We start from the raw sequence: 14,022 nt of genomic DNA on the forward strand, positions 1-14,022 counted from the left end.
ACGTTTATTTTTAAAATAAAAAAAGATTATAACACTTTTGGTTATAATCTTTTTACTGTATTAAATTAAATGAATCATACTATTTACCTTTTTTATCTTTCAAATAAAATTCCTTACCTGTAAAGAATTCTTTAGTTAACTCTTTTACTTTAGGAGCTAATATGACAACTGCAATTATATTTGGAATTAGTATACATGCTAAAGCAATATCTAATAAGTTCCATAATTGTGTACCTGCACCAAATGCCCCAAGTGCAATTGATAATACATAAATGATTTTCATTATGAATCCAGCTGTTAGTCCAAATAAGTATTCTGCCATTCTAGATCCATAATATATAACAACTATTATTGTTGAGAAGACGAAGAATACCATTGAAATAGAAACTATCCAACTTCCAAAAGTACCAAAAGCACTATTAAACGCTCTTGCAGTTAACGCAGCAGATTGTCCTTTCGCATCGTCATCTTTCCATACGTCTGTAACAAGTACAACAAATGCAGTTGTACTACAAATAATTAAAGTATCTACAACGATCTCACTTACACTCCAGAACGCTTGTCTTACAGGATGGTCTGTTTTTGCAGCAGCATGTGCAATTGGTGAAGTACCTAAACCTGCTTCATTAGAGTAAATACCTCTAGCAAAGCCCCAACGAACAGTAGTTGCAAGTGCTGCACCAAAACTACCACCTAAAGCAGCATCAGGATTAAATGCTTTTTCAACTACTAAAGCGATAACGCTCGGTACATGTTGAATATTAATGATAATGATAATGAAGCCCATAATACAGTATAAGCCAACCATTATAGGTACTATCATTTCTGTAAATGTTGCAATACGCTTAATACCTCCGAATACAACCATTGCTGCTACTACAGCTAAAAATATACCAGTAATACCCATATCAATATTGAATGTATCTTCAACCGCACTTGCTGCTGAATTCCCTTGTACCATAATACTTGGAATAAGTTCGATCATTAAAGCAAATGCGAATACGAAAGAGAATATGAGTCCAACTTTTTTATTTTTGAAACCTTTTTTCATGTAATGAGTTGGTCCACCTACATATTCTCCCTTATCATTCTTTTCACGATAATGAATACCTAATACGTTTTCACTATATTTTAAAGCCATACCTAAAAATGCAATAACCATCATCCAAAATACAGCACCAGGACCACCCATCATAATAGCAGTAGGAACACCGACAATATTCGCTGCACCAACCGTAGAAGACAATGCAGATGTTAAAGCTTGTCTTGGTGTGATTGTTCCCTCACCCTTTGGCTCTTTGTTAATACTTCCAAACGTTTGTTTCATCATATATCCGAAATGTCTAAATTGAATAAAGCCTAAATATAACGTTAAAAATAAACTAGATAATAATAAAAGTGTTACGATTGGATACCCCCATAACCAATCAGAAAATGCTACGATTTTCTCCATAAAATGACCCCTTCGCTATTTTATTGATAAAAATTTACGTAATCATATTCTTATCTTACAGAATATTCGGTAAATAATAAACCCAAATTGATAAATATTAAATAAATGGAGTGGTGTAGTATCAGCAAATTTCAGCAAAATTGCTGATAAGAGGTGCGTTATAAGCAAGTTCTACCAAAATTGCTGATATGAGATACAGTATCAGCAGCTTCTACCAAAATTGCTGATATGAGATACAGTATAAGCAGGTTCTATAAAAATTGCTGATAAGGAGTGTTCATTTTTTGAATAAAAATAGATATTCCAACGATTTTGTAAGTGCTGACGCCTGAGGGAAAAGTATGTGTGAGAGACTACAGGCTCGAACCATACCCTAGGCAAGCATGCACGTACAAAATCGCAAGATTATATAAAAATAGATATTCCAACGATTTTGTAAGTGCTGACGCCTGAGGGAATAGTATGTGTGAGAGACTACAGGCTCGAGCCATACCCCTAGGCAAGCATGCACGTACAAAATCGTAAGATAAAAAAATAAGCATATCACTGTAAACTTTAAAAAATCAGTTTAGTGATATGCTTATTTATTTTGATTTAGGATTTATATCCATAGCTCTTCATACTTATTAACCTACATGTAATACTCTACAATGTTTTAAAAATTGATGTGAATATTGTTCTTTAATATCTTCTATTGAACCGTAGCACAATCCTATCATTCGCCACTTTGGATTATGATGATAGAATGAGTCTTTTTCTAAACTCCATTTCACCATTTTTCCTTCGTGATTATATCTAGGTATTGTCATTTCATTACCATCTAACACATTTAAGAATAATTGGAATATTTCTGGATCTATTCTTTCAAACTGGTCAATAACGAGCCATTCTCTTTCAGAACTTGTAATATGACCTGTGATGAATCCTTCTCTGTAATACAATGCACCACTTTCGTTTGGCAAGTATCTTCCATATAACATTTCTTCTGTAAAATCTGGGTGTCCTACAGTATAAATACCTTTAGCAAGTTCACGCTCAACATAATGTTTAGCTTTTTTCAAACCATCTTCTTTATTATCACAAAGCATAAGAATAATAGGCTTATCTTTTTTATGTTCATTTTCTTGCTCACGTGGTACTGACATTTCGTACTGTTGATTTGAACTTTGTTCATACGTCCCATTGCTCATATCTATCATTGCATCATATTGTGCTTTAGTTAAATTCGCAATTGATTGTTTGGAATTTTCTTGTAAGAAGTATAATTTTTTTAAGGCTTGATGTTTATTTAAATCTCCAACACTTACAGGATTAATATCTTTATGATACTTAACTGTAATACATGTAGAATCTGTTCTACCTGGCTGTGGTGGTAATTTATGTATACTATCAGATACTTCACCTATTCCAATTATTGAGTGATTAGCATTTCTATTTAAGAATACAATCTGATCACCTATTTCTAGCTGAGTGTAATAGATGTAACCATTTCTTTTAATTCCATTTACAGTATGCGTAAATATTGTATAAGTTTCATTTTCTTCAAATTGGATTTCTTCAGATAATAGGAAATATCTAGGAATCTTAATAGCACCTTGTCCTAACCCAATAATTAGTTCGAACTCTTCTTTAGAAATACGATTAAACAATTGATCTGTAATTTGTTTAATTCTTAGTTCTAATTGTTCACTTCTCTTTAAATACTCGATAGATAACATCGTTAAAGATTGTTCGAATTTAAAGTGGATGCTAACCTTTTGATTGCCACCTGATTGAACATGAACAATTTCTCCAAATCCTAACAATCCTACTTGATTTTGAACTTGATAGTAAATTACTTTATCTCCAGGTTTTGCAGTTTTAAAAGCATGATATCCTTGATTAGGATTAAAGCTTGCTCCTGATTCAAATACTGCTATTTGACCTTCTAATGGTTCTGTATGATTCCATCTATTATATCCACAATTTAACCAAAAGTAGTTTCTTTCTTCAGACATATGTATACTCCTTAATATCAATAATTATCGATTGTCATAATCAAAATTGTTATGATGTCATGATTTTATTTTCTATGAAAAAACGCACTTTGTATTTACTTTTTTAACAACATATTAATATTAACATTGTATAAGACATTCACACTCATGTCTATGTTTACACAAATAAAAACTGAGACATCAAAGTGTCCCAGTTTTGAGTATTTAATGTATAAAATTATAGCTAGATACTTGTGAAGCAGGTATTGTTCTATAAGTTGTTATACCTGGTGATGATGCAAAGTTCATTTCTGAAACTTGAATGCTACCATTTGAATTTAAACGCTCAACAAATGATACATGACCGTAATATCCAGCAGATGATTGTAAGATTGATCCTACAGCAGGTGTACGATTTACTCTATAACCATCTTTTGCTGCAGCACTTGCCCAGTTATTAGCATTCCACCAGTAAGTACTAATTGGTTTACCAATAGCTTTACGACGGTTAAAGACATGCCAAGTACATTGACCCCAGTCATACAAATTTTGATGGCTAAACGTTGGTGGCACATAACCACTGTTATTATTAGAAGTTGTGTTACCACCTGAGTTTGATGCTGTACCACTTACTTTTAATTTTTGTCCTGGATAAATAATGAAGTTTGATAATCCATTTAAAGACATAATCTTTTGGTATGAAGTGCCATATCTAGCTGCAATAGCAGATAATGAATCTCCTGATTTAACTGTATAAGTAGATGTGCTACCTGAAGTATTTGACGATCCACTATTATTCGAACCACTTCCAGAAGTTGCTGTTCCATTAACTTTAATTCTTTGTCCTGGATAAATAATAGTATTTCTCATTCCATTTAATGACATAATCTTTTGGTATGATGTACCATATTTGCCTGCAATAGCAGATAATGAATCTCCCGATTTGACTGTATAATATGTCGTTGATGTAGTTGAAGTAGATCCAGTGTTAGAATTCGATGTACTTGATGACCCAGGTACTTGTAATACTTGATTTGGGAAAATAATATTTGAGCTTAATTTATTTAAACTTTTAATTTTCGAAATTGAAGTATTATGTTTGTCAGCAATAAGCCACAAAGAATCTCCACTTTTAACTTTATAAGTTGCTGCCTCAGCCTGCTGTGAAGATACTGCTACTGCTACAGAAGCACCAACAAATGCCGCTATTGTCTTTTTCTTCAAAATAACTTACCCCCGTCTTGTTTCATTTTTTATATTGTATTAATTCTTTCTAATTATACACTTTAATACCAACAGTTTGTATTACAGTTATATTTCATTTCCATTAACCCTATAATAGTATATTACTTTTAAAGATTAATAATTTAAAAATTAAATAAAATATAACACTTATAATAAATAGTTCAATTTAAACATATTCATACAAAAGCAGCTGACAAATTTACATTTTGCCAACTGCTTTTTTCCTATTAATTTAAAGAATTAATGATAGTCCTGCTAAAGTTGGCATCAAATTTACTAGGATGCCTCCTAACTTTAGACCAGCTGAAATCTCTTTATCTTTAACTGTAGAGATAGCTAAGATTAAGCCTATTAAAGCAATAATAAATGGTATTACTGGAGTAGGATATTTTGGCAATCCAAAGAATAATCCAAGTCCTGCTATAACAGCACAAGCTAATGATAAATATAAAAATTTCTTCATTTTAATTTCTCCATTCTAAACATAGCTAACGATAACTTCTAATTGTCCGTTAATATGATTATCTAAGTCATCAGCAGTCAAAATTAAATGATCACCTTTAACAACTTCAAACACATTTCCATCTGTAATAATTTCTCCATTACCTTCAATGACACTAACTAAGCAATAATCTCTTGGTTTTCTAAAATTGAATGTCCCGTTAATTTGCCATTTAGCAACTGTAAAGAATTCGCTTTCCACTAGTAATATGCCTTTTTGTTCTTCATCATCGATTTTTTTAGGCGGTACATTCGGACTTTGAGATCCTACTGTAATAACGTCAATACTCTTATCTAAATGAAGTTCTCTTTTTTCACCATCTTGACCAATGCGATCATAGTCATAAATTCTATATGTTGTATCAGAATTTTGTTGTGTTTCCAAAATCATGATTCCGCTTCCTATAGCATGTACAGTGCCACTTGGAACATAAAAGAAATCCCCTGTTTCAACTTTGACACGTTTAAATAGATGATTCCAATCCTCATTCTTTATAAATTCTTCTAATTGTTGCTTTGTATTAGCATATGTACCATATATGATTTCTGCATCTTCTTTTGCATCAATGATATACCAGCATTCAGTCTTTCCAAACTCACCATTTTCATGTTCTGAGGCATATGTATCATCAGGATGTACTTGAACTGACAATTTATCATTAGCATCTAGAATTTTAGTAAGTAATGGAAACTTTTCTTCAGAAGGATTTCCGAAAAGCTCTGGGTGTTCTGACCAAACTTGGTCCAAAGTTTTACCTTCATACAAACCATTCGCAATTACATTTGGCCCATTCTGATGCGCAGATATTCCCCAACATTCACCAATTTGTCCGTCTGGAAGGTTATATCCCATTTTTTCTAAATTTCTACCGCCCCATATGCGTTCTTTAAAGACAGGCTTTAACATTAACGGAGACATTCAATCATCCTTTTCTATTTGTTGTTATATATTATATAATGCTTATTTTTCATTTCAAATGATATAGATGTACCAATGAAGATTGTACCATACCGACAGTATTTTATGGAATACTCATCATACAAATATACATTAAATAGAATTATTATATCTAGCATTTAATTCTTTTGTAATAATCTTATTTATTAAAGTAAATATCTCCACCTGGTCCAAAAGGTATACCTAATAAGTACCAAATAATCATAAATATCGGCCAAACAATTGCCAAGACAATTGAATAAGGCATCAAACTAGAGATTAGCGTTCCTAATTTCATGTTTTTATCATATTTTTGAGCATATGAAAGTAATAATGGTAGGTATGGCATCATAGGTGTTATTGGATTAGTAATAGAATCCCCTATTCGATATACCATCTGAGTGAATGCTGGATGGTACCCCAACAACATAAACATCGGTATAAAAATGGGTGCTAATATTGCCCATTTGGCGGAAGCACTGCCAATTAATAAATTAATTAAACTACTCAATATAATAAATCCGATAATTAATACAACGCCATTCTGACCTTGTAGTAATTCAGCTCCTTTTACCGATATAACAATACCTAAGTTACTCCACTCCAAGTAAGCAAGTAATTGTGCAGCAAAGAAGACAATTACAATGAAGCTTCCCATAGTCGACATTGAGTCAGATAACATTTTACCTAAATCTTTAGTGTTTCCAATTTTTCCTGAAACAATGCCATAAACAAATCCTGGAACAAAAAATACAACAAGAATAACAATTCCTACGCCATCCATTAAAGGAGATTTTTCAATTAAACTACCAGTATCAGAATTTCTTAACCATCCATTCTCAGGTATAGATAAAGCTAGTAATACTCCTATCACAATTAGAAAACTGATATTAGCAAATTTTAAAGCCTTTCTTTCTTTTGTAGTAATTTCATTATTTGATTCATCCTCATTTGAATCATCATTTGGATGATATGTACCGAGTCTTGGAATAACAATTTTCATACTTACATAATAAATTGCAGGAAGTAAAACAATTGTTGAAGCTGCAATAAAGTACCAGTTCATCGCCACATTTAAATTAATATCTTTATCAATTAATTCAGCTGCAGGTTTAGTAAATGCATATACTAATGCATCACTCATTCCTAAAGTTAAATTCGCTGCAAATGCCCCAAGTGCTGAGGCGTATGCCATGGCAAGTCCAGCTATTGGATGGTAACCTAACTTTATAAATACTAGTGCTGTTAAAGGTGGTAAAACCACTGGTGCAGCGTCTCCTGCAGCATTACCTATAATGCCTACAAATATAATAATAGGAACAATGATTTTTCTAGGTGCTTTTAGTACGACTTGAACCATTAGCTTATCAAAATACCCTGACTTCTCAGCAACACCTATTCCTATCATTACAGCTAATACTAAGCCTAATGCTGGAAATTCAGAAAAATTTGTTATAGACTCGCTAATAATTTTCCCAAACCCTTCTCTAGAAATAAGACTTGTTACTTCTACAGTCTTCCCTGTTCCTGGATTCTCTACTTTGATATTAAATAATGAAATAAACCATGAAAGAAAAATTAATCCAGCACATAAAAAGAAGAAAAGAATACTTGGATCAGGTAATCTATTACCTGCTTTTTCTATTAAATTCAGAAATTTATTAACAATAGACGTTTTTTGTTTTGTTTGGCTCATAAATTATCCTCCCATAACTAAATTAGAAATAGTATATCATAAATAAAACATTGATTTTTGAAATTTCTGATATTTTTTATAAATGTTATACTACTGCTACTTACAAGACTCTATTTACAACTAAATTAAGTGTAAATTTGACGTATCTTTTTTTTGAATTTACGTTGATAATCTATACTGATGACTTTATACTATAAACAGATGATAAGTTGTAATAAATGTACTTCATATTTGAAAAAACATCATGCAATTTATTATTAACTGTAAGAAGTCTTTATATATGATTATGAAATGGAACGGATGGGGTTACACACCCTAAAGCGATAAGCCTCCTGAAGCTTATCGCTTTTATTATTTTTACAATTAAAAAGTTAAAGGCTTAGACATAAATGTCCTATGACTAAAAGAGAATGGCACATAAATAATTTTAAAAAAAATGAAATAAGATGTAGATTAAGTTAGGAGTTAATCGAAGAGTTCGGCTGAGTTGTAGATTAAGTCACTAGTTAATCGAAGAGTTCGGCCAAGTTGTAGATTAAGTCATTAGTTAATCGAAGAGTTTGAACAAGTTGTAGATTAAGTCACTAGTTAATCGAAGAGTTCGGCCAAGTTGTAGATTAAGTCATTAGTTAATCTAAGAGTTTTGCTAAGTTGTAGATTAATTAGGAAGTTAATCGAAGAGTTTATCTAAATTGTAGATTAAGTCACTAGTTAATCGAAGTGTTCGGCCAAGTTGTAGATTAAGTCACTAGTTAATCTAAGAGTTTAGCTAAATTGTAGATTAAGTCACTAGTTAATCGAAGTGTTTTGCCAAGTTGTAGATTAAGTCACTAGTTAATCAAAGAGTTTTGCCAAGTTGTAGATTAAGTCACAAGTTAATCGAAGTCTTTCAATTCTTCTTCCAAAGAAAACAGATTGTGTATATGAATAGAGTATAATCTTTAACATTAATTTAGGATGATATGAGGATGCACCACGAGCGTGAGTAAATTCGTAGAATTCTTCATTAGGTATCGTTTCTACAATTTGATTTACAAAATACGCAATATCATTTTTTGGAATTAAAACTTCAATATCTAGTGGTAGCGTTAATTGAGACATGTTATAATTTTTATACATAAAGCACCTCGTTAATTTATTTTTTGTGGTTATTAATTAAATTATACGAAAGTGCTTTATTTTTTTGTATAAGAATGGATATTTTGTCACGATTTTGTAAAGTGCTGACGCCTGAGGGAATAGTATGCGTGAGAGACTACAGGCTCGAACCATACCCTAGGCAAGCATGCACGTACAAAATCGTAGATTTTATAAATAAAGAAAAAAGAGCTAATCCGAAAATATGGATTAGCTCTTTTTATTTAAGAATGGGTATTTATGTCCTAAGCTCTCCTACCATTAGTCAACTATCCGAGTGTCTAATGTTATTTAGTACAACTTTCTCCACTTCTTCTAAATGAAATGTCATTTTACTTTGTGCTAGTTTAGCATTTTTGCTTTTGATTGCTTCAAAGATTTCTTTATGTTCGTTATACAATTTTTCTATTGATTTACTTTTAGTATATAAGTAAATTTTTCTTGTTTCTTTCATCGTATGTCTCATAATATCGGAAACGTTTAATAACAATTGCTTTAAGATATCATTTTTTGCTGCATCAGCAATGGCAAGATGAAATTTCAAGTCAGATGCTTCACCTAATTCATTTTCGTTTATTGCTAATTGCATATCTTTCAATGCAGATTCTATAGCTAATAAATCTTCATCAGTTCTATTTTTAGCAGCTAATCTTGCAACGCCTACTTCTACTATATTTCTTACTTCTAATAAATTTTCAATGTCTTTAGCATTTCCACTTATTGCTTCAAAGTTAAATTGCGGTTCTTCTCTTTCTATAATAAATGTTCCTTGTCCATGTTTGATGTCTACAAAACCCATAGCTCTTAATGCATTTAAGGATTCTCTTATAGTTGCTTGACCTACTCCAAAGCTCTCAGATAAAGCTTTAATAGATGGTAAACGATCTCCTATATTTAAACGTCCTTCATTAATATCCAATATGATGACATCTGCAACTTTTTCATATAATTTCTTGTTCGATATCTTCATTCCAATTTCTCCACCTTGTTAAAATCATTAGTAGAGCAATTATATCATTTAATATTTATTAATTCGTAAATAATTAAAGCGCTTTACGAAAATTCTCTCTTGATACTATCAATCGCTTCTTCTAATGTCGCACCTGTTGATAAGGATACACTTGCTAAAAATGAACCTTCAACGATTGGACCATCAACTTTATATAACTTGTAAGGTCCATCATATAAATCTAATGCCATCTCAAGATTCATTTCAGATGAACCTATATCATAAAATATCATAGCATCTTCTGTTAGTTCATTAATAATTTCATTTACAGTGTCGATACTCGTCCCAATTTCTCCTTCATTCGTACCACCTCTTGCAATAACTGTTACGTTCGGAGACATTTGTTCTAATAAATCTTTAACACCTTGTGCAATATCTTTACTGTGACTAACAATTCCTATAGTAGCCATTTTTACACATCCTTACTTAAAGCTTTTAATACATAAACCATACTTTGTGCACCTGGATCCATATGACCAATTGAATCCTTTTTAAAATAAGAAGCTCTACCTTTAGTTGCTTCTAAGTCTTTAGTATCTTCAGCAAATTGTTGTAAATTTTCTTCAGTTAATTTATTCCCATTGTCTAGATGTTCTGAAGATTTTAATATTACATCATACATTGTCTTTTCTCCGCCTGTTACTTTTCCTCTTGTAGCAATAGCTTCTTTAAATGTATTGATATATTCTATTAAATTGTCTTGAGTCATTTCATCATGATCGAGTCCAGCCATTTTAACAAAGCTGAAGCCATAGAGTGGACCTGACGCACCTCCTACAGAACTCATTAGTGTCATGCCTGTAGATTTTAAGACATCACTGATTGTTTCTCCAGTCACTTTCTCATCTACCGCTTTAAAACCTCTTAACATATTAACACCATGGTCTCCATCACCAATTGCTCTATCTAAATTAGTTAAATTTTGTTCTTCCGCTTCAAATGTATTTTTTAAATCCTTAAGATTCTTCAATAGTGTTTCTGCATTCATTAAAAATGCCTCCTATTTAAAATATTTACTTTCAGTTGGTGCATTAAATGCCTCTTCTAGTTCTTCTTGATAAGGAACAAGTGTAATAGAAAAGCCTTGCATATCAAGTGCTGTCATATAATTTCCAACAAAGTATTTTTTGATTTCAAGTTGATTATTTGATGCATATTCGTTGAAATAATGCGCAATTATCGCAAGTTCTGAATCTGGAGTCGCACCCATTCCATTAATCATAACGATTAACGACTTATCAGAAATTTCTTTTTCAAGTTCATGCATTAATCTATTTATAATTTCATCAACCGTTTCTATTTTTTCTTGATATATACCTCTTTCACCATGAATACCAATACCAATTTCCATCTGATTGTCATCTAAATCAAACCCATATAGACCAGTAGTTGGCACTAAACAAGGATAAATGGCCATACCAATCGTTCTAATACTTTCAATAAACGCTTCTACTTTTTCTTTAATTTCAGTTAAATTATATCCATTATCAGATAAGTATCCAGCATATTTGTGGACTAAAACAGTACCTGCGACACCTCTTCTATCTTGTTCATTATCTATAGAAATATCATCACGGACTATTACAGACTGACATGAAATACCTTCCATTTCCGCCATTTCTTGAGCCATTTCAAAATTCATGACATCTCCAGCATAATTTTTAATAATCAGTAGGACGCCATCATCTGTAGCAACATGTTTAATTGCATCTAGAATTTTATCTGGTGTTGGCGAAGTAAATACCTCACCGCAAACAGCAGCATCTAACATTCCTTCAGCAACAAAACCAGCATGTGCCGGTTCATGACCCGATCCACCACCAGAAACTAAAGCGACGCCACTTGCTTTAACTTTTTTTCGAACAACGACATTATCACTTATAATTTCAACTGAGTTATCCATTACTTCAATACCTTTAAGCATGTCAGCAACAAAATTCGTCTTTTCTTTCATTAACTTTTTCATAAAATAACCTCCCGTTGAGTTATCAATTCTACATTTCTATTATAAAACGAATATGGAAGTAAGCGTTAACAATATGGGTAAAACTTCAAATATAATTCAATTTAATTAAAACTCTTGCTTTTATAGTACATAGGGTGTACTATATTCTTTGTATTAAGTACAGGAGGTGTACTAAAATGGAACACGAATTAAAAAAGGCATTTAACTTATTTCAAGAATCTATTATTAATATTCATAGTGAAGTAGGTAAAATTTTAAATAATACTGGATTAGATGAAGTTATTTCTAAAGAACAATATCAAACTTTAAAAATAATTAAAGATTTTCCTAAATGTACTTATGGTTTTATCGCTTCTAAACAAGGTGTTTTTAAAACAGCTATATCAAATAGAATAAACAAATTAAAAAACCTCGAACTTATTTCAATTGAACAAGGTGAAGATAAAAGAGAGAAGTCCGTTCTGTTAACTGAAAAAGGAATGAAGCTTGTTATCCGTACTGAAGATATTATTTATGAAACATTTAATCGTAAACTTTCTTCTCATTTCTCAGATAAAGAAATCATCACATTTGTTAAACAACTTGAGAAAGCTAATAATCTTATAACAGGAAAGGACGATGCTAAACATGTTTGATGATATAAAAAATCTGTGGACACATAAATTCTTACTTGTTTCCTTAATTGCAATCATGCTAATACCACTTATTTATAGTTCTGTTTTCGTAGGCTCTTTATGGGATCCTTATGGCAAGACAGATCAGTTAAAAATATCTGTCGTTAATAACGATAATGGCGGAGAAGTAAATGGTAAGAAAACAAATATAGGTAACGATGTAGAAGATAATTTAAAAGACAACGATAAATTCAAATGGGAATTTGTTAACCAAGAAACTGCAGATAAACATTTAGAAGAAGGCAATTCTTTCGCAGTTATTTCAATTCCTTCTGATACTACTAAACATGCTGGTTCAATGTTAGACAAGAATCCTAAAAAAATCGACTTTAATGTAAAGACTAATCCAGGATATAGTTACACAGGCTCTCAAATTGCCTCTAAAGCTGTAACAGCAGTTGAAGACAATTTAAGTTCTTCTGTTCGTGAAAAATATATTTCCGAATCATTTAAAGGTATAAACAAGCTTACAGATGGTTATAAAGATACTTCTAAAGCGCTAGGCCAAATGTCAGATGCAGAGTCACAACTTATCGATGGAAATAAACAAGTTGAATCTGGATTAGAACAGTTAGCACCAATGGCTGGAGCAGAAGGACAGCAACTTTTACAAGGAAGTATGCAAGTATCTCAAGGTTTAAATGATTTACAACAAAATAATGATAAATTAAAGCAAAATATTGATAAAGCAATCAAACAATCAGAAGACCAAAACTTTAACGAGAAAAATGTTAAAGCGATAAACAGTCCTGTTGTTTCAAACGAAGATGATTTAACCGAAGTAGACAACTATGGTCAAAGTTTCGCACCATATATCCTTTCATTGAGTTTATATGTTGGAGCAGTTGCTTTCTCAGCAGTATACCCTATCGACAAACGAATTGGAGAATCAACTGGATTTAAATGGTGGTTAAGTAAGTTTACTATATTTATGATGCAAGCTATTGGATCCGCCTTAGTATTAACTATATTGTGCTTATACGGATTTGAAATTGAAATAGCTAATCCGGGTTACTTTACTTTAACCTTACTATTATGGAGTATCGCAGCATATATGATTGTAACGTTCTTAACTGTAGTACTTGGTAATATTGGTAAATTCTTAGCAATCATTTTACTGATACTACAATTAGGTTCTAGTGAAGGAACTTTCCCAATACAATTATCAGGTAAGATCTTCCAAGACTTACATCCATTCTCGCCAATGAGTTATGTCATTAAAGCTTTAAGAGAAAATATCTTTAACTTCACAAGTGATGTATCGTATGGACAATCAATGCTAATAATAGGACTTATTGCGATTGTTTTCGCAGCTCTTACACTTCTAGTATATGTAGTACGTTCTAAGTATCCACACTTGAGACGTCTAGCAAACGAAAACGACTATTAATATGTATTTAAAAAAGTTAGGACATGAATCCTAACTCA

At 31.7% G+C, this 14,022-nt stretch carries 12 protein-coding genes and 1 pseudogene; 2 read left to right on the forward strand and 11 right to left on the reverse strand.

The genetic code is table 11. From position 1 onward, the window contains the following. Positions 1-79: 79 nt before the first annotated feature. The 11 genes and pseudogenes from B2G86_RS04300 to dhaK form a co-directional block, all read right to left on the reverse strand. Positions 80-1,453 (reverse strand): alanine/glycine:cation symporter family protein, encoded by a 1,374-nt coding sequence (locus B2G86_RS04300; protein ID WP_078356909.1) that lies wholly within the window; start codon positions 1,451-1,453, stop codon positions 80-82. 626 nt (positions 1,454-2,079) lie between these two features. Then, on the reverse strand, positions 2,080-3,450 hold the full coding sequence (locus tag B2G86_RS04305; RefSeq protein ID WP_078356910.1) for an EVE domain-containing protein: 1,371 nt from the start codon (positions 3,448-3,450) through the stop codon (positions 2,080-2,082). A 204-nt stretch (positions 3,451-3,654) separates the two neighbouring features. After that, positions 3,655-4,653 (reverse strand): LysM peptidoglycan-binding domain-containing protein, encoded by a 999-nt coding sequence (locus B2G86_RS04310; protein WP_078356911.1) that lies wholly within the window; start codon positions 4,651-4,653, stop codon positions 3,655-3,657. 253 nt (positions 4,654-4,906) lie between these two features. Next, complete coding sequence (locus B2G86_RS04315; protein WP_078356912.1) at positions 4,907-5,137, reverse strand: hypothetical protein; 231 nt, start codon at positions 5,135-5,137, stop codon at positions 4,907-4,909. Between the two features lie 15 nt (positions 5,138-5,152). Beyond that, entirely contained in the window at positions 5,153-6,094 is a 942-nt protein-coding gene (gene manA, locus B2G86_RS04320; RefSeq protein ID WP_078356913.1) for a mannose-6-phosphate isomerase, class I, read from the reverse strand. 178 nt (positions 6,095-6,272) lie between these two features. Continuing rightward, positions 6,273-7,808 (reverse strand): AbgT family transporter, encoded by a 1,536-nt coding sequence (locus B2G86_RS04325; protein WP_078356914.1) that lies wholly within the window; start codon positions 7,806-7,808, stop codon positions 6,273-6,275. Positions 7,809-8,690: 882 nt separating this feature from the next. Next, positions 8,691-8,927: pseudogene (locus B2G86_RS04330) on the reverse strand (transposase); the annotation flags it as partial. Between the two features lie 283 nt (positions 8,928-9,210). After that, positions 9,211-9,915, reverse strand: coding sequence for a FadR/GntR family transcriptional regulator (locus B2G86_RS04335; protein ID WP_078356916.1), 705 nt, complete (start codon positions 9,913-9,915; stop codon positions 9,211-9,213). A gap of 83 nt (positions 9,916-9,998) precedes the next feature. Then, on the reverse strand, positions 9,999-10,364 hold the full coding sequence (gene dhaM, locus B2G86_RS04340) for a dihydroxyacetone kinase phosphoryl donor subunit DhaM (RefSeq protein WP_078356917.1): 366 nt from the start codon (positions 10,362-10,364) through the stop codon (positions 9,999-10,001). A gap of 2 nt (positions 10,365-10,366) precedes the next feature. Continuing rightward, complete coding sequence (gene dhaL, locus B2G86_RS04345) at positions 10,367-10,942, reverse strand: dihydroxyacetone kinase subunit DhaL (protein ID WP_078356918.1); 576 nt, start codon at positions 10,940-10,942, stop codon at positions 10,367-10,369. 12 nt (positions 10,943-10,954) lie between these two features. Further along, positions 10,955-11,920 carry a dihydroxyacetone kinase subunit DhaK gene (gene dhaK, locus B2G86_RS04350; RefSeq protein ID WP_078356919.1) on the reverse strand — a complete coding sequence of 322 codons (966 nt, stop codon included), beginning with the start codon at positions 11,918-11,920 and terminating at the stop codon, positions 10,955-10,957. A gap of 176 nt (positions 11,921-12,096) precedes the next feature. On the opposite strand from dhaK, the gene B2G86_RS04355 reads away from it, so the two are divergent. Next, complete coding sequence (locus tag B2G86_RS04355; protein WP_078356920.1) at positions 12,097-12,555, forward strand: MarR family winged helix-turn-helix transcriptional regulator; 459 nt, start codon at positions 12,097-12,099, stop codon at positions 12,553-12,555. Further along, positions 12,548-13,984, forward strand: coding sequence for a YhgE/Pip domain-containing protein (locus tag B2G86_RS04360; RefSeq protein ID WP_241837734.1), 1,437 nt, complete (start codon positions 12,548-12,550; stop codon positions 13,982-13,984). The genes B2G86_RS04355 and B2G86_RS04360 overlap by 8 nt, the downstream gene beginning before the upstream one ends. Positions 13,985-14,022: the final 38 nt, after the last annotated feature.

The sequence above is a fragment of the Mammaliicoccus fleurettii genome, from assembly GCF_002018435.1.
Classification (GTDB): domain Bacteria; phylum Bacillota; class Bacilli; order Staphylococcales; family Staphylococcaceae; genus Mammaliicoccus; species Mammaliicoccus fleurettii.

Coding starts and splice junctions, on each gene's coding strand:
- B2G86_RS04300 (WP_078356909.1), bottom strand. CDS start 1,453: ATGGAGAAAATCGTAGCATTTTCTGATTGGTTATGGGGGTATCCAATC.
- B2G86_RS04305 (WP_078356910.1), bottom strand. CDS start 3,450: ATGTCTGAAGAAAGAAACTACTTTTGGTTAAATTGTGGATATAATAGA.
- B2G86_RS04315 (WP_078356912.1), bottom strand. CDS start 5,137: ATGAAGAAATTTTTATATTTATCATTAGCTTGTGCTGTTATAGCAGGA.
- manA (WP_078356913.1), bottom strand. CDS start 6,094: ATGTCTCCGTTAATGTTAAAGCCTGTCTTTAAAGAACGCATATGGGGC.
- B2G86_RS04325 (WP_078356914.1), bottom strand. CDS start 7,808: ATGAGCCAAACAAAACAAAAAACGTCTATTGTTAATAAATTTCTGAAT.
- B2G86_RS04335 (WP_078356916.1), bottom strand. CDS start 9,915: ATGAAGATATCGAACAAGAAATTATATGAAAAAGTTGCAGATGTCATC.
- dhaM (WP_078356917.1), bottom strand. CDS start 10,364: ATGGCTACTATAGGAATTGTTAGTCACAGTAAAGATATTGCACAAGGT.
- dhaL (WP_078356918.1), bottom strand. CDS start 10,942: ATGAATGCAGAAACACTATTGAAGAATCTTAAGGATTTAAAAAATACA.
- dhaK (WP_078356919.1), bottom strand. CDS start 11,920: ATGAAAAAGTTAATGAAAGAAAAGACGAATTTTGTTGCTGACATGCTT.
- B2G86_RS04355 (WP_078356920.1), top strand. CDS start 12,097: ATGGAACACGAATTAAAAAAGGCATTTAACTTATTTCAAGAATCTATT.
- B2G86_RS04360 (WP_241837734.1), top strand. CDS start 12,548: ATGTTTGATGATATAAAAAATCTGTGGACACATAAATTCTTACTTGTT.